Source organism: Roseateles microcysteis (assembly GCF_036880965.1).
In the GTDB taxonomy this organism is placed as follows: Bacteria; Pseudomonadota; Gammaproteobacteria; order Burkholderiales; family Burkholderiaceae_C; genus JAUASW01.
In genome coordinates this window covers 498,108-517,531 of the sequence record NZ_JBAJMV010000005.1, presented here as the reverse complement: position 1 = coordinate 517,531, position 19,424 = coordinate 498,108, and the positions used below count along the sequence as shown (strand labels likewise).

General features: G+C 65.8%; 16 protein-coding genes. 6 read left to right on the top strand and 10 right to left on the bottom strand.

Annotated features, from left to right (window positions below):
* The first annotated feature begins 60 nt into the window (after positions 1-60).
* A complete protein-coding gene (locus V3596_RS16645) occupies positions 61-2,013 on the top strand; it encodes a PhoX family protein (protein WP_334278915.1) in 1,953 nt (650 codons plus the stop codon).
* 19 nt (positions 2,014-2,032) lie between these two features.
* A complete protein-coding gene (locus V3596_RS16640) occupies positions 2,033-3,064 on the top strand; it encodes a PhoX family protein (RefSeq protein ID WP_334278914.1) in 1,032 nt (343 codons plus the stop codon).
* Here the strand turns inward: V3596_RS16640 and V3596_RS16635 are convergent.
* Positions 3,049-5,700: a M1 family metallopeptidase gene (locus V3596_RS16635; protein WP_334278913.1), complete on the bottom strand. Its 2,652-nt coding sequence runs from the start codon at positions 5,698-5,700 to the stop codon at positions 3,049-3,051. The two genes, V3596_RS16640 and V3596_RS16635, sit on opposite strands and share 16 nt — an antisense overlap.
* Positions 5,701-5,726: 26 nt before the next feature.
* Positions 5,727-8,132 carry a UvrD-helicase domain-containing protein gene (locus tag V3596_RS16630; RefSeq protein ID WP_334278912.1) on the bottom strand — a complete coding sequence of 802 codons (2,406 nt, stop codon included), beginning with the start codon at positions 8,130-8,132 and terminating at the stop codon, positions 5,727-5,729.
* Positions 8,133-8,167: 35 nt separating this feature from the next.
* Between V3596_RS16630 and V3596_RS16625 the strand changes: the two genes are divergently transcribed.
* Positions 8,168-8,575, top strand: coding sequence for a YchJ family protein (locus V3596_RS16625; protein ID WP_334278911.1), 408 nt, complete (start codon positions 8,168-8,170; stop codon positions 8,573-8,575).
* Here the strand turns inward: V3596_RS16625 and V3596_RS16620 are convergent.
* Positions 8,572-8,694, bottom strand: coding sequence for a hypothetical protein (locus V3596_RS16620; RefSeq protein WP_334278910.1), 123 nt, complete (start codon positions 8,692-8,694; stop codon positions 8,572-8,574). The genes V3596_RS16625 and V3596_RS16620 overlap by 4 nt on opposite strands.
* Before the next feature lie 114 nt (positions 8,695-8,808).
* On the opposite strand from V3596_RS16620, the gene V3596_RS16615 reads away from it, so the two are divergent.
* The gene (locus V3596_RS16615) at positions 8,809-9,546 is read left to right on the top strand and encodes a pseudouridine synthase (protein WP_334278909.1); all 738 of its coding nucleotides are present in this window, start codon (positions 8,809-8,811) and stop codon (positions 9,544-9,546) included.
* Here the strand turns inward: V3596_RS16615 and V3596_RS16610 are convergent.
* The 3 genes from V3596_RS16610 to V3596_RS16600 are packed head-to-tail and all read right to left on the bottom strand — an operon-like array spanning position 9,510 to position 12,837.
* The gene (locus V3596_RS16610) at positions 9,510-11,459 is read right to left on the bottom strand and encodes a CocE/NonD family hydrolase (protein WP_334278908.1); all 1,950 of its coding nucleotides are present in this window, start codon (positions 11,457-11,459) and stop codon (positions 9,510-9,512) included. The two genes, V3596_RS16615 and V3596_RS16610, sit on opposite strands and share 37 nt — an antisense overlap.
* A 27-nt stretch (positions 11,460-11,486) precedes the next feature.
* Positions 11,487-12,560: a WD40/YVTN/BNR-like repeat-containing protein gene (locus V3596_RS16605; protein ID WP_334278907.1), complete on the bottom strand. Its 1,074-nt coding sequence runs from the start codon at positions 12,558-12,560 to the stop codon at positions 11,487-11,489.
* 7 nt (positions 12,561-12,567) lie between these two features.
* Positions 12,568-12,837 (bottom strand): MoaD/ThiS family protein, encoded by a 270-nt coding sequence (locus V3596_RS16600; protein ID WP_334278906.1) that lies wholly within the window; start codon positions 12,835-12,837, stop codon positions 12,568-12,570.
* A gap of 90 nt (positions 12,838-12,927) precedes the next feature.
* Here V3596_RS16600 and rarD point away from each other — a divergent pair, with 90 nt between their 5' ends.
* Positions 12,928-13,824 (top strand): EamA family transporter RarD, encoded by an 897-nt coding sequence (rarD, locus tag V3596_RS16595; RefSeq protein WP_334278905.1) that lies wholly within the window; start codon positions 12,928-12,930, stop codon positions 13,822-13,824.
* 22 nt (positions 13,825-13,846) lie between these two features.
* On the opposite strand, the gene ahpF is transcribed toward rarD, so the two are convergent.
* The 3 genes from ahpF to lysA form a co-directional block, all read right to left on the bottom strand.
* Positions 13,847-15,400 carry an alkyl hydroperoxide reductase subunit F gene (ahpF, locus tag V3596_RS16590; protein WP_334278904.1) on the bottom strand — a complete coding sequence of 518 codons (1,554 nt, stop codon included), beginning with the start codon at positions 15,398-15,400 and terminating at the stop codon, positions 13,847-13,849.
* A gap of 184 nt (positions 15,401-15,584) precedes the next feature.
* Positions 15,585-16,148: an alkyl hydroperoxide reductase subunit C gene (ahpC, locus tag V3596_RS16585; RefSeq protein ID WP_334278903.1), complete on the bottom strand. Its 564-nt coding sequence runs from the start codon at positions 16,146-16,148 to the stop codon at positions 15,585-15,587.
* 98 nt (positions 16,149-16,246) lie between these two features.
* Positions 16,247-17,488, bottom strand: coding sequence for a diaminopimelate decarboxylase (gene lysA / locus V3596_RS16580; RefSeq protein ID WP_334278902.1), 1,242 nt, complete (start codon positions 17,486-17,488; stop codon positions 16,247-16,249).
* Between the two features lie 116 nt (positions 17,489-17,604).
* On the opposite strand from lysA, the gene V3596_RS16575 reads away from it, so the two are divergent.
* The gene (locus V3596_RS16575) at positions 17,605-18,519 is read left to right on the top strand and encodes a LysR family transcriptional regulator (RefSeq protein ID WP_334278901.1); all 915 of its coding nucleotides are present in this window, start codon (positions 17,605-17,607) and stop codon (positions 18,517-18,519) included.
* Positions 18,520-18,574: 55 nt separating this feature from the next.
* Here V3596_RS16575 and folE2 read toward each other — a convergent pair whose 3' ends face one another.
* Positions 18,575-19,375, bottom strand: a complete 801-nt coding sequence (gene folE2, locus V3596_RS16570; RefSeq protein ID WP_334278900.1) for a GTP cyclohydrolase FolE2 — start codon at positions 19,373-19,375, stop codon at positions 18,575-18,577.
* Positions 19,376-19,424: the final 49 nt, after the last annotated feature.

The following is a 19,424-nucleotide window of genomic DNA, read 5'->3' as shown; positions in this document are numbered from 1 at the left end:
GACGGCCCGATCAACCAACGGCCGCGCACGACGACAACGACACCGTGGAGTAAATCGAGCATGTCCCAAGCCCATCACCCGAACCGCCGCCAGGCCCTGAAGTTTCTCGGCACGCCAATGCTGCTGCCGATCAGCGGCGTCGGCGCCAGCATCGGCTTGAGCGCCTGCGGCGGCGGTGACGCCGCGAGCATCACCTTCACCTCGGCCAGCTTTGCAGCGATGGCCGCACCGAGCCTGGCGGACCCGGCCGCGATGGCCAAGACGGCTGTGGCTTCAAGCCTGGACGTGATGCTCAGCGACGGCAGCAAGCAGAGCTTCAAGCTGGCCTACCAGCCCTTCTTCATGACCGGCGACCTGGTGCCGGACGGCAAGGGCGGCACCCTCCTGGCCGGCGGTTATGTCGACATCAAGAACCAGCCCATCATCGACACCTCGGTGGCCGGCAAGAGCCGCCAGTTCTTCTCCGACTCGCCGGACGGCACTTCGCTGCTGTCGGTGCCCAACCCGACCGTGGCCGGCATCAAGGGCAAGGCCGTGTTTGCCGTCGTGCAGTTCGAGTACACGACATGGGCGCAAGACGGCAAGACCGACATGTACGGCAAGCTGCCCTCGCCCATCGCCGTCCTCACCCTGGACCAGGACCAGACGACCGGCAAGCTGACGCTGGTGAAGTACCACAACGTCGACACCTCGGCGGCGCATGGCCTGTGGATCACCTGCGGCTCCAGCCTCTCGCCCTGGGGCACGCATCTCTCCAGCGAAGAGTACGAGCCGGATGCCTTCACCATCGCCTCCAACCCGATGTTCAAGGCCTTCAGCAAGAACACGTTCGGCGACGAGACCAAGGCCAACCCGTACCACTACGGCCACATGCCCGAAGTGACGGTCAACCCGGACGGCACGGGCACCCTGAAGAAGCACTACTGCCTGGGCCGCATTTCGCATGAGCTGATCGAGGTAATGCCCGACAACCGCACCGCACTGATGGGCGACGATGCCACCAATGGCGGCCTGTTCATGTTCGTGGCCGACAAGGAAAAAGACCTGTCCTCGGGCAGCCTCTACGTCGCCAGGTTCGGCGCCGGCTTCTCCATCGACCCGGCCGCCGCCGGTGCCGCGGTCACCTGGATCAAGATGGGCTCGGCCAGCAGCGCAGAAATCGAAGCGCTGGCCAACACGCTGAAGCCGACCGACATCATGGACGTGCAGACCGCCGATCCCAAGGACGCCAGCTATACGAAGATCAACTTCAGCGGCAAGGTGCAGTGGGTCAAGGTCAAGCCGGGCATGGAGAAGGCCGCGGCCTTCCTGGAATCACATCGCTACGCAGCACTTGTTGGCGGCACGATGGCCTTCAGCAAGATGGAAGGCACGACGGTCAATGCCAAGGACAAGATCGCCTACTCGGCCCTGCAGAACATGCAGAGCTCCATGGTGCGCAACAACGCGGCCTGGAACGAGGCCTATGGCGTCACGCTGGAGAAGGCCGTGAATGCCGGTGGCGTGCTGGCTCACACGCTGTCGGGTGGCCAGAAGGACACGGCCGGCACGGCGATCAACAGCGAATGGGTGGTCACGCGGACCAAGATGCTGCTGGTGGGCGAGGACATCGCCGCCGACGCACTGGGCAACCTGGCCAACCCCGACAAGATCGGCGCGCCCGACAACCTGAAGTTCTCCGAAAAGCTGCGCACCCTCTTCATCGGCGAAGACAGCGGCTATCACGTCAACAACTTCGTCTGGGCCTACAACGTCGACACCAAGGTTCTCTCACGCCTGGTCTCAATGCCTTCGGGCGCCGAAGCGACGGGCCTGGGCGTGGTGGACGACCTGAACGGCTGGACCTACATCACCAGCAACTTCCAGCATCCCGGCGACTGGAGCGCCAGCCTGCACAGCAAGGTGCAAGCGACGCTGGACCCGCTGGTGCGCGCCAACTTCAAGGACCGCTTCGGTGCCGCCGTCGGCTACCTGACCGGCGAAGCCACCGGCATGAAGCTGGACAAGCTCTGAAGCGAAGGAACGCCGCCCGATGCCCGTGCCATGGTTGGGTCTGAGCAATGGCGGCGCTTTCCAGCCCGGGCGCGAAGACAGGGGCCTGCTGTGCAGCCAGCACGGCGGCCTCGTTGACCGTTCAGGCGGAACGGCGACCTGCCCGGAAGCAGTGGAGCGCGAGATCTATGCGCTGGGTCTGGGCATCGCCGAGTTCCGGCGCGGTACCGAAGGCCAGGTGCTGCCGGTGCCCGACTCGCGCCTGAACCGGCGCATCAGCGCTGCCACCGTGATCGATTTCAGCGGGCCGGCGCGCGCCTCGGCTTTGCTGGCCACCAAGTTCTCCGGCCTGGGCACCCGCACACGCGGCACGCTCGTCGGCAGCGCCATCGTCTGCACGCCCTGGGGCACCTGCCTGCATGGAGAGGGCGACTTTCTGCCGTTCGTGGGCCGTGGCATCGACACGCTGCCCCGCCATGGCGCCAAGGCCCTGGCGGGCTTGCAGCGCTACGGCCTGAGAGCCGGGCACCAAAGCCTCTGCCGCTGGGAGCATGCCGGCAAGCAGGACCTGTTCGCGCGCTGGAACGCGGCCGTGGCCGGCGCAACAGCCGCGCACGACTACCGCAACATCGCCAACACCTTCGGCTGGGTGGTCGAGACCGATCCCTTCAATCCGGAGTCGGTGCCGGCCAAGCGCACGGCGCTCGGCCGCCTCAAGCAGGCCGAACTCTGGATGGTGCCAGCGGAAGTCGGCCAGCCCATCACCATCCTGATGCGCGATGCCGAGGACAAGGAGACCCGCTACCGCTACGTCTCACGGGCGCTGTGGAACCCCGCCGACAGTGGCAAGGGCCAGAGTGCCGGCTCCAAGTACCTGGACGAGGGTCATCTGCAGCTGGCATGCCGCGACGCGCAGGGTGAGCTGGCGTGGACCACGCTGCGCCACGGCAGGCTGGGGCTGGACATGGCCAATGCCGACTATCCCTTCACCAACCAGGCCGACGTCCTGATCAACGCCCGCCTGGCGGCCGACCAGATCCGCACAGCTTGCGCCGCTCAGCGCGTGCTCTGAAGCAACTCCTGCAGGGAGCCCGCCTGGGCTTCGCGATAGGCCGAGCACAGCTCGATGCGCGAAACCGCCTTGGCCAGGAGGGCCGGGCCGGCATCGAGCTGCGCGGCAGCCGGACCGAACTGCTTCTGAAGTCGCTCGGCCCGCTCCTTCGTGCAGCCACCAGCCAGCACCTCGGGCAGATTGGCCTCGGCCACCTTGGTCATGCGCTTGCGCAGGGCGGCGTCATGCTCGGCCACGAAGTCCAACGCACTCTGCGCCAGCAGCGGGTCCTGGATCTGGCGCCCAAGCACCGGGCCGATGGTTTCGCGGCTGTCCAGCTTGGCATCGAGCAGGAGGCGCCGCGCTCGCGCAGCCAGGTCCGGCGCACCGAAAACGCCCAGCGCCGACAGCAGCTGCTCGCGCAGGCGACGGTCAGGCGTGACGCGGGCCAGGTTCAGCATGCCATCGAACAGCGTCGCATCGCCTGCCAGGGCGGCCGAGCGCAGGATGGCGCCGCGCAGGCCTGGGTCAATCAGCTCTTCGTGGGCCAGGCCATCGCGCGTCGCGGCAGCGAGCCAGGCACGGGTGTATAGCAGCGCCTGTTCGCGCAGCACCGCATCGCGGCCGCTGTCGGCCATGAAGGGCAAGAGCGCTTCGCGCAGCAGGCGGCGGTCTTCGTCGTCGTCAGCGCCGACCTGCCAGCCAAGCTCGCGAGCCTGCGCGCCAAACAGGCTTTGCAGCAAAGCCGCATAGGCACTGCGCTGCTCGGCCACGGTCATGGGCTCCAGGCCGGCCATTGTTTCCAGCGCGGCTTCACGCAGCTCGCGGCGCGGGTCGGCCGCCAGCGCCTTCACCAGCGGCGCGAGGCTGCTGAGTTTCAGCTCACCGTTCTGCGTCAGCGCGCGCTGATCGTCCAGCAGGGCGAGCAGTTCGCTGACGCTGTACTTCGCGGGCTGGATCAGGGCCGGGTCCATCTGCGAACGGTAGTAGCCCTTGCCGCCAACATTGGGCTGCAGCCAGCCCGGGCAGCTGGCATCAGGCAGCGTCACCGTTTCGTTCTGCGTCTTCAGCAGATGACGGCTCACGCCACCCGGCGTGCGCAGGACCACCGGCACTGTCCATTGGCTGTCGGGCATGTTCTTCGCCCCCAGCGGCCGATAGCGCGACTGGCTCAGGCGCAAGCGCGGCGCGCTGCCGGCTTCGCACTGCAGTTCGAAGCGCACGACCGGGATGCCGGGCTGGTCGATGAAGCTGGCGAAGGCCGCTTCCAGGTCCTTGTCGCCTTCCGCGATCGAATGGACGAACTGCTCGCTGGACGCGCTGCCGCCCGCATGGTGCTTGATGTAGCGGCGCACGCCGGCCTGCATGCGTGCCTCGCCAAGCCAGGACTCGAACATCGAAAGCACGCTCTGGCCCTTGGAATAGGTGATTTCGTCGAAAGCCGTGCCCAGGTCTTCGTTCGTATGCACCGGCTGATGAACGCGGCGCGCGCTGGGCAGGCGGTCGCCGGCCATGGCTTCCTGGCGCACATGCTGGGTGGTCAGTTCCCAACGCCAATCGGGGCGCAAATGGGCGGTGATCTTGTCGCCCATCCAGGAGGCGAAGCTCTCGTTGAGCCAGAGATCGTCCCACCAGCCCATGGTCACCAGGTTGCCGAACCACTGATGCGCAATCTCATGCGCCGCTGTGGAGACATAGTTGCGCTGCAGGCTCAAGGTCTCCTGGCCGGGCTTGCCCAGCATGATCTTGCTTGAGTAGGTGATGAGGCCCGGGTTCTCCATCGCGCCGAAGTTTTCGGTCAAGGGGATCACCAGGCTGTCCAGCTTGCTGAAGGGATGCGGCATGCCGAACCAGCTTTCCAGCTGCTGCACCACGGCCGGAGTGACCGATGCGGCAAAGCTCGCTTCTTCGGCGCGGCCGCGTGGCGTCAGGTAGCGCAGGGGCGTGGCACCCGCCAGGCCGCCGTCCTTGACCGCGAATGGCCCGACCGCAAAGGCGAGCAGATAGCTGGGCAGCGGCGGCGTGGTCTTGAACTCGACGCGCTTCCAGCCCTTGCCTGCGGCTCGCTCTCGCAGCACCGGCTCGTTGGCCACGGCGAGTTGCTTGCTCGGCACGGTGAGGCTCAGCGTCCAGGGCACTTTCCAGCCCGGCTCATCGAACACCGGGAAGGTCATGCGCGCGCCGAGGTCCTCGAGCTGCGTGGTCGCATACCAGTCGCCGCCTTCACGCTGGCGGAACAGGCCCAGCGTGTCCTGCTCGCTGATCAGGCCGGTGAAGCGCACCCGCAGCGTGCCGCGGCCGGCCGGCAGTGGCTTGGCAAAGCGCAGGAAGACGCTGTCGGCGTCGGCCGTGCTGGCCTTGCCGACTTGCGCGGCACCGCCTTCGGCCCGGTATTCGACCGCGCTGATGCGCAGGTCCTTGGCATGCAGGCGCAGCGCTTTCAACGCACTGTTCAGCTCAAGCGAAATCTCGACGGTGCCGCTATGGCGCGGCTGCGCGGGGTCAACCTTCAGGTCGAGCTTGTAGGCCAGCGGCCGGGCCGCATCGCCAAGACGCATGGGCAGGTTGCTCGCCGCATGGGCCACGCCCAGCAAGGCCAGGCTCGTTGCCATGCCGATTGCCATGCTCTGCGCCAGCGTTGTCAGAACTCTCCTCATCAATCCCTCGTCTCTCGCGCTTCTGTCTATTCGATCGGGGTCAGCTTGGCCACCGACAGTGCCAGCCACTTGGTGCCGTGGCGGCCGAAGTTGACTTGCGCGCGGGCATCCGCGCCGCTGCCTTCCAGCGTCAGCAAGACACCTTCACCAAACTTGTTGTGAAACACCGGTTTGCCCACGCGCAGGCCGCCATGTTCCTCGTCGACCTTCTTGACCATCGCGGCCGGCACCGGAGCTGCCGCATAGGCCGGCCGCTCGGCATACTTGCCGGCGCCGACCATGGACTTGAGGCCCGAGCCACGCTGCCAGGCGTCTTGGTAGTCGCGCGCAAAGCCCGACCCAAAGCCCTGGTTGCGCGGGCTCAGCCACTTGAGGCAGGCCTCGGGCAGCTCGTCGAAGAAGCGGCTCTTGATGTTGTAGCGGGTCTGGCCGTGCAGCATGCGGGTCTGGCTGAAGCACAGATAGAGCCGCTGGCGCGCCCGCGTGATCGCCACGTACATCAGCCGGCGTTCTTCTTCGAGGCCATCGCCGTCCGACAGCGAGTTCTCATGCGGGAACAGGCCTTCTTCCAGGCCGGTGATAAAGACCGCATCGAACTCCAGGCCCTTGGCCGAATGCACGGTCATCAGCTGGATGGCGTCCTGGCCGGCCTGGGCCTGGTTGTCGCCCGCTTCCAGCGATGCGTGCGTCAGGAAGGCCGCCAGCGGCGACATGATCTCGCCGGTCTCGGCATCCGGCACCGCCGGCGCCGCGTTGGCCACGGCAGCCGGCAGGCCTTCGGTGATCGCACCGGGCGAGAGCTCGTCCACCGGCAGCGCCACGGCATCCTTGCCAAAGCCCTCCTGCGTCACGAAGGCTTCCGCGGCATTGACCAGTTCGGCCAAGTTCTCCAGCCGCTCGGCGCCTTCCTTTTCGGTGCGATAGAAGTCGGCCAGGCCGGAGCTCTCGATCACCTGCTCGATGATCTCGCGCAGGTTGTGGCCCTGCGTCAGGTTGCGCATCGAATCGACCAGGTTCACGAACGCGGCCAGATTGCCGCCACCCTTGCCCGCCACTGCGCCCACGCTCTGGTAGAGGCTGCGGCCGCTGGCACGCGCCGCATCCTGCAGGAGCTCGATGGTGCGGGCGCCGATGCCGCGGGTCGGGAAATTGACCACCCGCAGGAAGCTGGTGTCGTCGTTGGCGTTCTCGATCAGGCGCAGATAGGACAGCGCATGCTTCACCTCGGCCCGCTCGAAGAAGCGCAGGCCACCATAGACGCGATACGGGATGCCCGCGTTGAACAGGCCCGACTCGATCACCCGCGACTGCGCATTGCTGCGGTAGAGGATGGCGATCTCCTTGCGGTCAATGCCGCCGCGATGCAGGGCTTGCGCTTCCTCGATCAGCCACTGCGCCTCGGCGAAGTCGCTGGTGGCCTCAAAGACCCGCACCAGCTCGCCGGGGCCGGCCTCGGTGCGCAGGTTCTTGCCCAGACGGCGGCTGTTGTGGCCGATCAGGGCGTTGGCGCTGTCCAGGATGTTGCCGAAGCTGCGGTAGTTCTGCTCCAGCTTGATCACCTGCTTGACGCGGTACTCGCGCTCGAAGTCCGACATATTGCCGACCCGCGCGCCGCGGAAGGCATAGATGCTCTGGTCGTCGTCGCCCACGGCGAACACGGCCTGGCCCCTTCCAGAATTCGCAGGAGGCGCAAACATCTTCAACCAGGCGTACTGCAGCTTGTTGGTGTCCTGGAACTCATCCACCAGCAGATGCTGGAAGCGGCGCTGGTAATGCTCGCGCACGGCCTGGTTGTCGCGCATCAGCTCGAAGGAGCGCAGCATAAGCTCGGCGAAGTCGACCACACCTTCGCGCTGGCACTGGTCTTCATAGGCCTGGTAGATCAGGGCCAGGGTGCGGGTCTGTTCATCATGCTGCTCCACATCGCCGGGGCGCAGGCCGTCTTCCTTGGCGCCGGCGATGAACCAGCTGACCTGCTTGGCGATGTAGCGCTCTTCGTCCAGCTTCATGCCCTTGATGACGCGCTTGATGGCCGAGACCGTGTCGGTCGAATCGAGGATCTGGAAGCCTTGCGGCAAGCCGGCCAGTTTCCAGTGCGCGCGCAAGAAGCGGTTGCACAGGCCGTGGAAGGTGCCGATCCACATGCCTCGCACGTTCACCGGCAGCATGGTGGTGAGGCGGGTCACCATCTCCTTGGAAGCCTTGTTGGTGAAGGTCACGGCCATCACCCCGCCCGGCGAGACCTGGCCGGTCTGCATCAGCCAGGCGATGCGGGTGGTCAGCACGCGCGTCTTGCCCGAGCCGGCGCCGGCCAGGATCAGCGTGGCCTCCGCCGGCGCGGTGACGGCGGCGTACTGCTCGGGATTCAGGTTCTTCAACAGTCCGCTGCTGGGAGGGGCGGCAAACAGGTCATCTTGGGAATGCGAACTCATCGAGAGGATTGTAGGCAGTGGCATCATGCCGACCCGTGAAGTCCCGCTCTCGCCCCTTCCCTTGCCCCTGCGGCCACCAGCGTTCCTACCAGGATTGCTGCGGCGCCCTGCATCAAGCCTTTGCGGAATCAGGCGGCTTGAGCGCGCCGGACGCCGAGACCCTGATGCGCTCGCGCTACAGCGCTTTCGTCTTGAATGAGCTGGCCTACCTGCTGGCAACCTGGCACGCAAGCCGAAGGCCGGCAGCGCTGGAGCCCAATGAGGCGGGGCTCAGATGGCTGGGCCTGGAGGTGAAGAAGCACCTGCAACAGGACGACAACCATGCGACGGTCGAATTCGTCGCTCGCAGCAAACTGGGCGGTCGCGCCCAGCGGCTGCATGAAACCAGCCGCTTCGTCCGCGAGGACGGCGCCTGGTTTTACGTCGATGGGGATATGTCTTAGCGGGCCAGGCGCTGACGCGGCGGCCAGGCCTGGGGTTCGCGCAGTCCGAAAAGCTTGCGCGTCCAGGTCCAGGCCGAAGCCAGAGTCGAGCGGTGTCCGACGGTGTAGGTTTGAGGCATCTTTGTCTCCCGAGCTGCCGCAATCATCTCTGCGGTGTGTGACAACATTCTTTCGGACAGAGCCCCTCTTTGCCGAGCCCCCCAAGTGGGTGGAGCTGCAAGGAAATGCAACAAATGCTCAACATCCTCCACCTTGACGACGCCCTGGTAGCAATAGACAAGCCGCCGGGCCTGCTGGTCCATCGCACGCAGCTCGATGCGCATGAGGAAGAGGCGGCGCTGCAGAAGCTGCGCGACCAGCTTGGTCGGCCGGTCTGGCCGGTTCATCGGCTGGACAAGGGCACCTCGGGCGTCCTGCTGTTTGCGCTCGACGCCGACACCGCTTCGGCCGTCGGCCAGTCCTTCGAGCGGGGCGAGCCAAGCAAGCGCTACCTGGCCCTGGTGCGCGGCTGGCCGGCAGAAGACACCGGCGCGATCGATCATCCGCTCGCCCGAGATCCCGAGCAGCCATCCACCGGCCAGCCCATGCTGGAAGCGCTCACCCATTGGCGCTGCCTGGCCCGGGCCGAATGGTCACTGGCGACGGATGCGCGCTTCCCCACCAGCCGCTTCGCCCTGATGGAGCTGCGCCCCGAGACCGGCCGCCGCCACCAGATCCGCCGACACCTGAAGCACATGGCCCATCCGATAGTCGGCGATGCCACCCATGGCAAGGGCCCGCTGAACCGCGCCGTGGCCGCCCATCTGGGCGTTCAGCGCTTGTGGCTGCATGCCTTGGAGCTGCGGATCCGGCACCCCGGAAACGGCGAAGCGCTCGTGATGAGCGCTCCGCCTGGGCCTGAATGGTCAGGCCTGCCCGGGATTCAGACCGAGCTTCAGTCGATCACGCGCAGCACCAGCCCCGAAGCCTGAGCACCGCCGCGGAAGACCTTCTGCGTGGCTGCCTTGAAGTCTTCCGGCTTGGCATCACGGATGCGCACATAGGTCTGCGGATTGCGGTCGATCAGCGGGAACCAGCTGCTCTGCACCTGCACCATGATCTTGTGGCCGCGGCGGAAGGTGTGGTTCACGTCCGGCAGGTCGTAGGCGATCTGCTCGACCTTGCCCGGCACCATGGCCTCTGGCTTCTCGAAGCTGTTGCGGAAACGGCCGCGCAGCGGGTCGCCACGCACCAGTTGCTGGAAGCCGCCGAAATTGCTCTTGGGCGTTTCGACGTCGGTTGGCGCGCCGCCGGCCATGCGCCCCGCGGGCGGCTCGCCCGCTTCGGGCGGATGCACGTCGATCAGCTTGACCACCCAATCCGAGTCGGTCCCCGTGGTCGAGACAAAGAGCCGGGCAGCCACCGGCCCGGCCACCGTCACGTCCTCTTCCAGCACATCGCTCTCATAGACCAGCACGTCGGGCCGCGTGGCGGCAAAGCGCTGGTCGCTGACCATGTACTCCTGCGGCATGCTCAGTGCCGTGTAGGCAACGAAGGGCACCGGCTTGTTCGGATCGCTGATGTACTGGTCGAAGCCGCCCTGCCCGGCAGCCGGCGCCGTGAAGCTCAGCTTGCCACCCGCGTGGAAGTACAGCGTCTTGGCCTTGGCCTGCTCAGGCGGCCAGGCCGAATACTGGCGCCAGACATTGGTACCGGTCTCGAACACATAGGCCTCGGGCAGCTTGGCATCCGTGGCACCGCGCAGGTGCTGTTCGAAGAACGGGAAGACGATGTTCTTCTGGAAGAACTCGGTGTTGTTCTGCGCGAAGCTGATCTGGCCGAGGGCCTTGCCGACCGAACGCACCCAGCCGCCGTGCACCCAAGGGCCCATCACCAGCTGGTTGCTCACGCCCGGGTTCTGCGCCTTGATGTGCTTGTAGACCGACAGCGGGCCGGCCAGGTCTTCGGCATCAAACCAGCCGCCCACCGTCAGCACGGCCGCCTTGATGCCCTTCAGGTGCTGCGGAATGGCGCGTGCCTTCCAGTGCTCGTTGTAGGTGTCGTTGTCGACCAGCTCGTCGAAGTAGGGGTTGCGCGCGCCCTTCTTGCCTTCCACCTCGAAGCTCTTCTGGATATTGGCCAGGTTGCCGAGCTTCAGGAAGTAGTCGTAGGCATCGCGGCCCTTGTAGTCGAACGGGATCGAGCCTCGGGGGCCGGTGGTGGGGTTCTCCAGCGGCTTGTAGCTGGTGAAGAAGCCGTAGTTGTGCACCAGCATCAGGCCGCCGCCGTGGTAGCCGTCGTCACGCATGAAGTAGTCGGCAATCGGTGCCTGCGGCGAGGCGGCCTTGATGGCCGGATGGGAATCGATGATCGAAGCCGCAGCATAGAAGCCTGGGTAGGAAATACCCCACAGGCCGAGCTTGCCGTTATGCCCCTTCACGTTGTCGAGCAGCCATTGCACGCTGTCGTGCGTGTCGCTGCTCTCGTCCACATCGTTCTTGCTCTTCTTGTTGGCGATGTGCGGCGTCATCTCGATGAACTTGCCTTCGGACATGTAGCGGCCGCGCACGTCCTGGCAGACGAAGATGTAGCCGGCCTTCAGGAAGGCTTCGCTGGGCGCCAGGCGGCGCACGCCGTCACGGTCCACGCCATAGGGGCCGCAGCTGTAGGGCGTGCGCACCATCAGGAAGGGGTAGGTCTTGCTCGCGTCGCGCGCCACGTCCTTGGGCACGTAGACGACGGTGAACAGCTTCTTGCCGTCACGCACCGGGACCTTGTATTCGTACTTGGTGTAGTTGGCCGCCGTGTCGTAGGCCGGTGCCGAAGCCGGCGCGGGTGCGGGTGCGGGTTGTGCCTGGGCGGCGGCCGAAGCCAGCGTCGCCAGGGCGAGAAGCGGAGTGCGCATGCTTGCCTTGAGGTTCAGGGTTTGGAATCAGAAGCGGACGGCGTAGACCGGCGGCAGGTTCAACGACAGGGTCTGCCAGTGGTCGCCACCATCATCGCTGGCCCAGAGGCCGCCGGTGGTGCTGCCCATCAAAAGCCGCCGACCCGTGCCGTCAACCGCCAACCCGTGGCGGTACACGAGGTCGTAGCAATGTAGCTGCGGCAGCCCTTCTCGCAATGTCTCGAAAGTCTTGCCGCCGTCACGGGTGCGCAGCACGCACAGGGCGGCATCCACGGGCAGGCGGCGCTCATCCTTCACCGCCGGCACAAACCAGGCGGTCTGCGGGTCCAGCGGGTGGGCAGCGACCGCGAATCCGAAGCTCGAAGGCTCGGCCTTGAGCTCCTGCCAGTTCGCGCCGTTGTCCGTGGAGCGCCAGATGCCGCAGTGATGCTGGGTCCACAGAACATCGGGCGCGGCCGTGCAGCGCTCGACGCGGTGCGGGTCCTGGATATTGGGGTCGTCCTGGCGCTCCGGCGGCATGAAGAGCGCCTTCATGCCCGTGGAGCGCGTGCTCCAGGTCGCGCCGCCATCGGTCGTGCGCCAGGCACCGCCGCAGCTGATGCCGATCAGCATCTCGCCGGCCGACTGCGGATGCGGGCAGATCGAATGGATGCCTGGCGCGTCGTAGCCGCCGCCAAACCATTCCAGTCGCTCCTCGCGGTGCCAGAGCGATTCGATCAGCTCCCAGCTTTCGCCACCATCGCTGCTGCGGAACAGGCCGCCGGGAATGGTGCCCGCCCAGATATGGCCAGCCGCGTCGCGCTCCAGCGACCAGATCTGCACCAGCTTCCAGGCGGGCCCCGGTGCGCCCTCGGGCTGCACCGGGAAGCCGGGCGTTGCCAGCTCTCGCCAGGTCTGGCCGCCATCGTCCGAGCCATGCAGCTTGACGCCGAAGTGCCCCAGGTTCAAGGCGGCGAGCATGCGCTGCCCCGGAGGAGCTGGCAGCACCATCGTGACCGGCTCGGCAATGAAATTCAGTTGGGCGATCTGCCAGCCCCGGCCACCTTCATGGCGCAGCTCGAACAGACCCTTGCGGGTGGCGACCCAGGCGGTTTGACTCATGACGCTGTCATCCTCCAGACAAGGCTTGCAGCACATGGACCTGGCTGCCGGCTTGAAGAATATCGCTGAGGCCCACAGGGTCGCGCTGGCGCCGGCCGTCGATGAAGATCACGACGTTGGCGCGCAGGTGAGACTGGTCGTCCAGCACATAGCCACGCAGCCTGGGATGTGCCGCGAAGCATTCCTCCAGCGCCGCACGCAGCTGCAAGGCGCCTGTCTCGAAATCAGGCGCGTCGACGAAACGGCGCAATTGCGGCGTGAAGACGATACGGGGCATGGCTGCGCATTAGGCGCCTGCCCTGCCGGGTCCGCATCAGTGGAAGTCCCGCGGCGGGCAAGGTCTGGGCCGGGCCACCACAATCGCCACATGACGAATGAATCTTCAAAGGGCGTGCTGTACGCAGCCGCTGCCTATGCCGCCTGGGGCTTGTTTCCCTTGTTTTTCAAGCAGTTGGGGCATGTGGGCGCGCAGGAGGTGGTGGCGCACCGCACGGTCTGGTCCTTGCTGTTCGTGATGGCGCTGCTGCTGGTCAAGAAACATTTCAGCTGGATGCGCGCCGTGCTGGGCCAGCCCAAGGTGCTGGCCGCGTTCGCCTTGTCAGCCGTGCTGCTGGCGACGAACTGGCTGATCTATGTCTGGGCGGTGCAGAACGACCATGTGCTGGACGCGAGCCTGGGCTACTTCATCAACCCGCTGGTCAATGTGGCGCTGGGTTTTGCCGTGCTGCATGAACGGCCGCGCAAGCTGCAATGGCTGGCCGTGGGCCTGGCCGCGGCAGGCGTCGTGTGGCTGACCGTCCAGGCCGGCCGCCTGCCCTGGGTGGCCCTGAGCCTGGCTTTCAGCTTCGGCTTCTATGGCCTGCTGCGCAAGATTGCCCCGCTGGGCGCGCTGGAAGGATTGACCGTCGAGACCCTGGTGCTCGCGCCCATCGCCATTGGTGCCTTGGCGTGGTGGAGCCTGCAAGGCCATAGCGCTTTCGTGAGTGGCGACAGCTTCACCCTTTTCATGCTCCTGCTCTCCGGCCCGCTGACCGCCATCACCCTGCTGCTGTTCGCTTCCGGCGCCCGCCGCATCCCGATGACGACGCTCGGTCTCCTTCAATACATCGCACCGACCACCCAGTTCGTGCTGGGGGTCTGGCTCTATCACGAGCCCTTCCAGTCGAGCCGGCTGGTCGGGTTCGCACTGATCTGGGCTGCGCTGGCGGTCTACAGCCTGGAGAGTCTGCTGCGCAGCCGTATGACGGCTCCGCAGCCCGCCTGATCGGGATGATCGAACTGATCGATCAGTTGCGAATCAGGTGATCGAAGGCAGCCAGCGCTGCCTTCGCACCATCGCCGGCCGCGATGATGATCTGCTTGAACGGCACGGTCGTCGCGTCACCGGCAGCGAACACGCCCGGGACCGAGGTCTGGCCCTTGGCATCGACCACGATCTCGCCGTGCTTGCTCAGTTCGACCACGCCCTTCAACCATTCGGTGTTGGGCACCAGCCCGATCTGCACGAACACGCCTTCCAGCTCGATGTGATGGCTCTGGCCGCTGGCACGGTCGGTGTAGGTCAGGCCGTTGAGCTTGCTGCCGTCGCCGGTCAGCTCGGTGGTCTGCGCCTGCGTGTGGATCACCACGTTCGGCAGGCTCTTGAGCTTGTTGACCAGCACCGCATCCGCCCGCAGCGCATCGCCGAACTCGATCAAGGTCACATGGGCCACGATGCCCGCGAGGTCGATGGCCGCCTCGACGCCGGAGTTGCCGCCACCGATCACCGCCACGCGCTTGCCCTTGAACAACGGGCCGTCGCAATGCGGGCAATAGGCCACGCCCTTGTTCTTGTATTCCTGCTCGCCGGGCACGTTCACATTCCTCCAGCGCGCGCCGGTGGAGAGGATCACGGTCTTGCTCTTCAGCGTGCCGCCGTTGGCGAGCTGCACTTCCACGAGGCCGCCGGGCGTTGACGGCGGAATCAGCTTCTCGCCTCGCTGCAGGTTCATCACGTCCACACCATACGCCTTCACGTGGGCGTCAAGGCCCATCGCGAATTTGGGGCCGTCGGTTTCCAGCACCGAGATGAAGTTCTCGATCGCCATGGTGTCGTTGACCTGGCCGCCAAAGCGCTCGGCCGCAATGCCGGTGCGGATGCCCTTGCGAGCGGCGTAGACGGCCGCGGCCGCGCCGGCGGGGCCACCGCCAACCACGAGCACGTCGAACGCCTCCCTGGCCGAGAGCTTGGCTGCATCCTTGGTTGCAGCGCCGGTGTCGAGCTTGGCGACGATCTCTTCCACCGTCATGCGGCCGGAACCGAAATGGCTGCCGTTCAAGTAGACGCTGGGCACGGCCATGACCTCGCGGGCATTGACCTCGTCCTGGAACAGCGCGCCGTCCACCACCACCGTCTTGACCTTGGGGTTCAAGACCGACATCAGGCTCAGCGCCTGCACCACGTCCGGGCAGTTGTGGCAGCTCAGGCTCATGTAGACCTCGAAATTGAAGTCACCGTCCAGGCCCTTGATCTGCTCGATCACGTCAGCCTCGACCTTGGGCGGATGGCCGCCGGTCCACAAGAGCGCGAGCACCAGCGACGTGAATTCATGACCCAGCGGGATCGCAGCAAAGCGCAGGCTCTGGTCGCTGCCGATGCGCTTCAGGCTGAACGAGGGGCGGCGAGCATCCTGGCCACCAGTCTTCAGCGTGATCTTGTCGGACATGCCGGCGATCTCGACCAGCAGTTCCTGCAGTTCACGCGCACTGGCGGAATCGTCCAGCGAGGCTTCGATCTCGAAGGGCTTTGTCACGCGCTCGAGGTAGGACTTGAGCTGCGATTTGAGGGTGTCGTCCAACATGGTGGGGCTCCTGGTTCAGGCGTGGCGATATCAGCCACTCTGAAAACGCCCGCGCAATCAGGACGCTTTCAGCGTGGCTCGGCTGTATTGACCGAGCGGAGCCCGTGGAACCGGCTTTGCCGGGCCACTGGGCTCGCCCCCTTGAGGGGGAGCGCCAAGGGCGCTCCGGGGGTGGGTCATCCCTTTAGATCTTGCCGACCAGGTCCAGCGACGGAGCGATGGTCTTGGCGCCTTCGTTCCACTTGGCCGGGCAGACTTCACCCGGGTGAGCGGCGGTGTACTGGGCAGCCTTCAGCTTGCGCAGCGTTTCCTTGACGTCACGGGCGATTTCGTTCGAGTGGATTTCAGCCGTCTTGATCACGCCGTCCGGGTTGATCACGAAGGTGCCGCGCAGCGCCAGGCCTTCTTCAGGGATGTGCACGCCGAAGGCGTTGGTCAGCGTGTGGGTCGGGTCGCCCACCAGCGGGAACTTGGCCTTGCCGACGGCCGGCGAGGTTTCGTGCCAGACCTTGTGCGAGAAATGCGTGTCGGTCGTGACGATGTAGACCTCGGCGCCCATCTTCTGGAATTCGGCGTAGTTGTCGGCCGCGTCTTCGACTTCGGTCGGGCAGTTGAAGGTGAAGGCGGCCGGCATGAAGATCAGCACGGACCACTTGCCCTTCATCGTCTCGTCGCTGACGGTGATGAACTTGCCGTTGTGGAAGGCTTCGGTCTTGAAAGGCTGGACTTGGGTGTTGATCAGAGACATGACTCAGTTCCTGTGGGGTTGAAAGAATGACGGAATGATATCGACGCCAACCCCTTGGCTGGGTTGATTGCTCAAATCAAGCTCATAGGCAAATCCAATCAGGCTTCCAGGGCCAGCAACTCTTCGACGGTCTGACGGCGCCGGATCAGGCGGGCGCTGCCAGCATCGGTGCCGTCAACCAGCACTTCGGCAATCAAGGGCCGGCTGTTGTAGTTGCTGGACATGGAAGCGCCATAGGCGCCGGTGTCGTGGATCACCAGCAGGTCGCCGACCTCGGCCGCCATCAGCTCGCGGGGCACGACCACGCCGCCATCTTCCTGCGTGAACACGTCGCCCGATTCGCACAGCGGGCCGGCCACCACGGTGGGGCGGCTGGCGCGCCGGCTGCCATCGCGCGGCAGCAGGGTCATCGCATGGAAGGCACCGTACATGGCCGGGCGCATCAGCTCGTTGAAGCCGGCGTCGACCAGCACGAAGTGGTTGTTGCCGGCGTTCTTGGTGGCGCGCACCTCGGTCAGGAGCACGCCCGACTCGGCCACCAGGAAGCGGCCCGGTTCGATCTCAAGATGCAGCTTGTGACCCAGCAGCGCCTCGGCTTCCTTGCGGGCGGCGTCCCAGAGGCCGAAGTAGTGCGCGGTGTCGATGACCGCGCCGCCCTCTTGGTAGGGAATCGACAGGCCGCCACCGGCCGAGATCGCCTGCAGGTCATGGCCGGCCGCCAGCGTCTGGCGCACCAGATCGACCATCGCGCCGCAAACCTGGCTCAGGTGGCCGTAGTCCACGCCGGAGCCGATGTGCATGTGCAGGCCGACGAGCTGCAGGCCCTGGGCCTTGATGACGGCCAGCGCCTCGCCCAGCGCCGTGTGCCAGATGCCGTGCTTGCTGTGCTCGCCGCCGGTGTTGGTCTTGTTGCTGTGGCCGTGGCCGAAGCCGGGGTTGATGCGCAGCCAGACCTTGTGGCCCTTCGACGACGTACCGAGCTGGCGCAGCATGTCGATGGAACCGGCGTTCACCGGCACGCGGTGTTCGATCACCGTGGACAAGGTCTCTCGGTCCAGCAGGTCAGCCGTAAAGACGATCTCGTCATCGCCGGCCTGATAGCCCGCGGCCAGTGCCCGCAGGATCTCGCCGCGCGAGACCGAATCGACCTTGACGCCCTGCTCCCGCATCAACCTGAGGATGTGGATGTTGGAGCAGGCCTTCTGCGCGAAACGCACCGTGTCGAAGGCCTTGAGCGCGGCAATGCGCTGGCGGATGACAGCGGCGTCATAGACCCACAGCGGGCTGCCGAAACGCTCGGCCAGCGAGTGCAGCAAGGGGGCGGAAATGGGCTGGGGCATGTGGGTCTCTTCTTGAAGGCAAAGGATTCAATGAATGCCAGCAGCATGCCCGCCCCCACCCATCCAATCAAATGCTTTCATTTCGATCATCAATCCGTATCTGATATGGTTTGATCATGTCTGCGATCAGCCACCGCCACATCGAAGTGTTCCGCGCCGTGATGCGGGCCGGCGGCGTCAGCGAGGCTGCGCGGCAATTGCACACATCGCAGCCCACCATCAGCCGGGAACTGGCGCGGCTGGAATTCCTGCTCGGCTATGCCTTGTTCGAACGGCAGCGTGGCCGGCTCAAGGCGACGGCCCGGGCGCTGGCCCTGTTCGACGAGGTGCAGCGTTCCTTCGAAGGGCTGGAGCGCGTGGCCCATCGCGCCCGCGCCCTGGCGCGAGACGAGCCCGGCGCCCTGCAACTGCTGAGCCTGCCAGCCCTGGCTCATGCCCTGCTGCCGGCCGCGTGTGCGCGCCTGGGCCAGGCTGAGGGAGACAGCGGCGCCATCGACATCACGCCGCAGGAGCCACCCTTGCTGGACGACTGGCTGAGCGCCCAGCGCGTTGACCTCGGCCTCACCGAGCAGGGCCAGGGCAGCGAGGGTGTCGGTTTCGAGCGGCTCCTGAGCCTGGACGAGGTCTGCGTGCTGCCGGCTGGCCATGCCTTGCTGTCCAAGTCGGTGCTCCACCCGGCCGACTTTGCCGGCCAGACCTTCGTCAGCCTGGCCAGCGACGACCCCTACCGGCGCCTGATTGACGCCGTCTTCGAGTCCCAGGGCGTGCGGCGCCAGATGCGCTTGCAAACACACAGCGCGGTCGCCATATGCGCGATGGTCGAACAGGGTCTGGGGCTGGCCATCGTCAATCCGCTCACTGCCCTGGCCTGCGCCGGAGCGCGGCTGCAGTGGAGGCGCTTCAGCCATTCGATCCCTTACGAGGTCTGGCTGGCCCGGCCCCTGCACAGGCCCACGCATCCGCGCGTTGAGCCGCTGTGCAATGCGCTGCGGCTTGAGGCAGCAGCGCTGCAACAACGGTTGAAGCACTGAATGCAAAGAGGCCGCTTGATGCGGCCTCTTCTCATGCAATCGTCAGCGCGGCTTTTCAGGCGCGCTCGATGCGCGCGTAGGCCGAGTGGTTGTGTATGGATTCGAAGTTCTCAACATCGACCGAATAGCGGCCGATCCGCGCTTCAGCATTCAGCCGCAGCGCCACATCGCGCACCAGGTCCTCGACGAACTTGGGGTTCTCGTAGGCATGCTCGGTGATCCACTTCTCGTCGCTGCGCTTGAGCAGTGGCCAGATTTCGCTGGAGGCGCTCTCTTCCGCGAAGCGCACCAGCTCCTGCCAGCTCAGAGAAGCGTCCTTGACCTCGGCGCGTATCGTCACCAAGGAACGCTGGTTGTGCGCGCCATAGTCGGCGATTTCCTTGGAGCAGGGGCACAGGCTCTTGACGGCCACGCCCACCTCGGCCCACACGGTGGTGATGCCGGCGCGGGTCTCGGAGATCAGGGCACCTTGATAGTCCAGCATGCTCTCGATGCCGGACACAGGCGCACGCTTGCGCAGGAAGAAGGTGAAGCGCACTTCGATGCGGCCTTCCACGGCTTCCAGCTTCGTCAGCATCTGGCCGTGCAACTCGCGCAGCGAAGCGGCGTCCAGCGGTGCCTGCAGCGCATCGAGCCAGGCCACGAAGCGGGACATGTGCGTGCCCTTCTTCTCTGCCGGCAGCAGCACATCCAGCGTCCAGTTGCCCACGGTGGGCTGGGCCTTGCCGGCCACCAGCACCTGCAGCGGGTAGCGCACGTCCTTGACGCCCACGCGCTGGATCACCAGATGGCGCTCATCGCGCTCGCTCTGGGTGTCGGGGATGTGATGCAGGTGGGCGCTGGTGACTTGGTTCATGCGAATCGCAGGCCGGCGGCGCAAAAGCGACGCCTCGGGTTAATACTGA

Excerpts from the sequence above, each read along its gene's own strand:
- V3596_RS16620 (WP_334278910.1), bottom strand. The coding sequence starts at position 8,694 with ATGCCTCAAACCTACACCGTCGGACACCGCTCGACTCTGGCTTCGGCC.
- V3596_RS16605 (WP_334278907.1), bottom strand. The coding sequence starts at position 12,560 with ATGAGTCAAACCGCCTGGGTCGCCACCCGCAAGGGTCTGTTCGAGCTG.
- V3596_RS16610 (WP_334278908.1), bottom strand. The coding sequence starts at position 11,459 with ATGCGCACTCCGCTTCTCGCCCTGGCGACGCTGGCTTCGGCCGCCGCC.
- V3596_RS16575 (WP_334278901.1), top strand. The coding sequence starts at position 17,605 with ATGTCTGCGATCAGCCACCGCCACATCGAAGTGTTCCGCGCCGTGATG.
- ahpC (WP_334278903.1), bottom strand. The coding sequence starts at position 16,148 with ATGTCTCTGATCAACACCCAAGTCCAGCCTTTCAAGACCGAAGCCTTC.
- V3596_RS16640 (WP_334278914.1), top strand. The coding sequence starts at position 2,033 with ATGCCCGTGCCATGGTTGGGTCTGAGCAATGGCGGCGCTTTCCAGCCC.
- V3596_RS16630 (WP_334278912.1), bottom strand. The coding sequence starts at position 8,132 with ATGAGTTCGCATTCCCAAGATGACCTGTTTGCCGCCCCTCCCAGCAGC.
- lysA (WP_334278902.1), bottom strand. The coding sequence starts at position 17,488 with ATGCCCCAGCCCATTTCCGCCCCCTTGCTGCACTCGCTGGCCGAGCGT.
- ahpF (WP_334278904.1), bottom strand. The coding sequence starts at position 15,400 with ATGTTGGACGACACCCTCAAATCGCAGCTCAAGTCCTACCTCGAGCGC.
- V3596_RS16645 (WP_334278915.1), top strand. The coding sequence starts at position 61 with ATGTCCCAAGCCCATCACCCGAACCGCCGCCAGGCCCTGAAGTTTCTC.
- rarD (WP_334278905.1), top strand. The coding sequence starts at position 12,928 with ATGACGAATGAATCTTCAAAGGGCGTGCTGTACGCAGCCGCTGCCTAT.
- folE2 (WP_334278900.1), bottom strand. The coding sequence starts at position 19,375 with ATGAACCAAGTCACCAGCGCCCACCTGCATCACATCCCCGACACCCAG.
- V3596_RS16635 (WP_334278913.1), bottom strand. The coding sequence starts at position 5,700 with ATGAGGAGAGTTCTGACAACGCTGGCGCAGAGCATGGCAATCGGCATG.
- V3596_RS16600 (WP_334278906.1), bottom strand. The coding sequence starts at position 12,837 with ATGCCCCGTATCGTCTTCACGCCGCAATTGCGCCGTTTCGTCGACGCG.
- V3596_RS16615 (WP_334278909.1), top strand. The coding sequence starts at position 8,809 with ATGCTCAACATCCTCCACCTTGACGACGCCCTGGTAGCAATAGACAAG.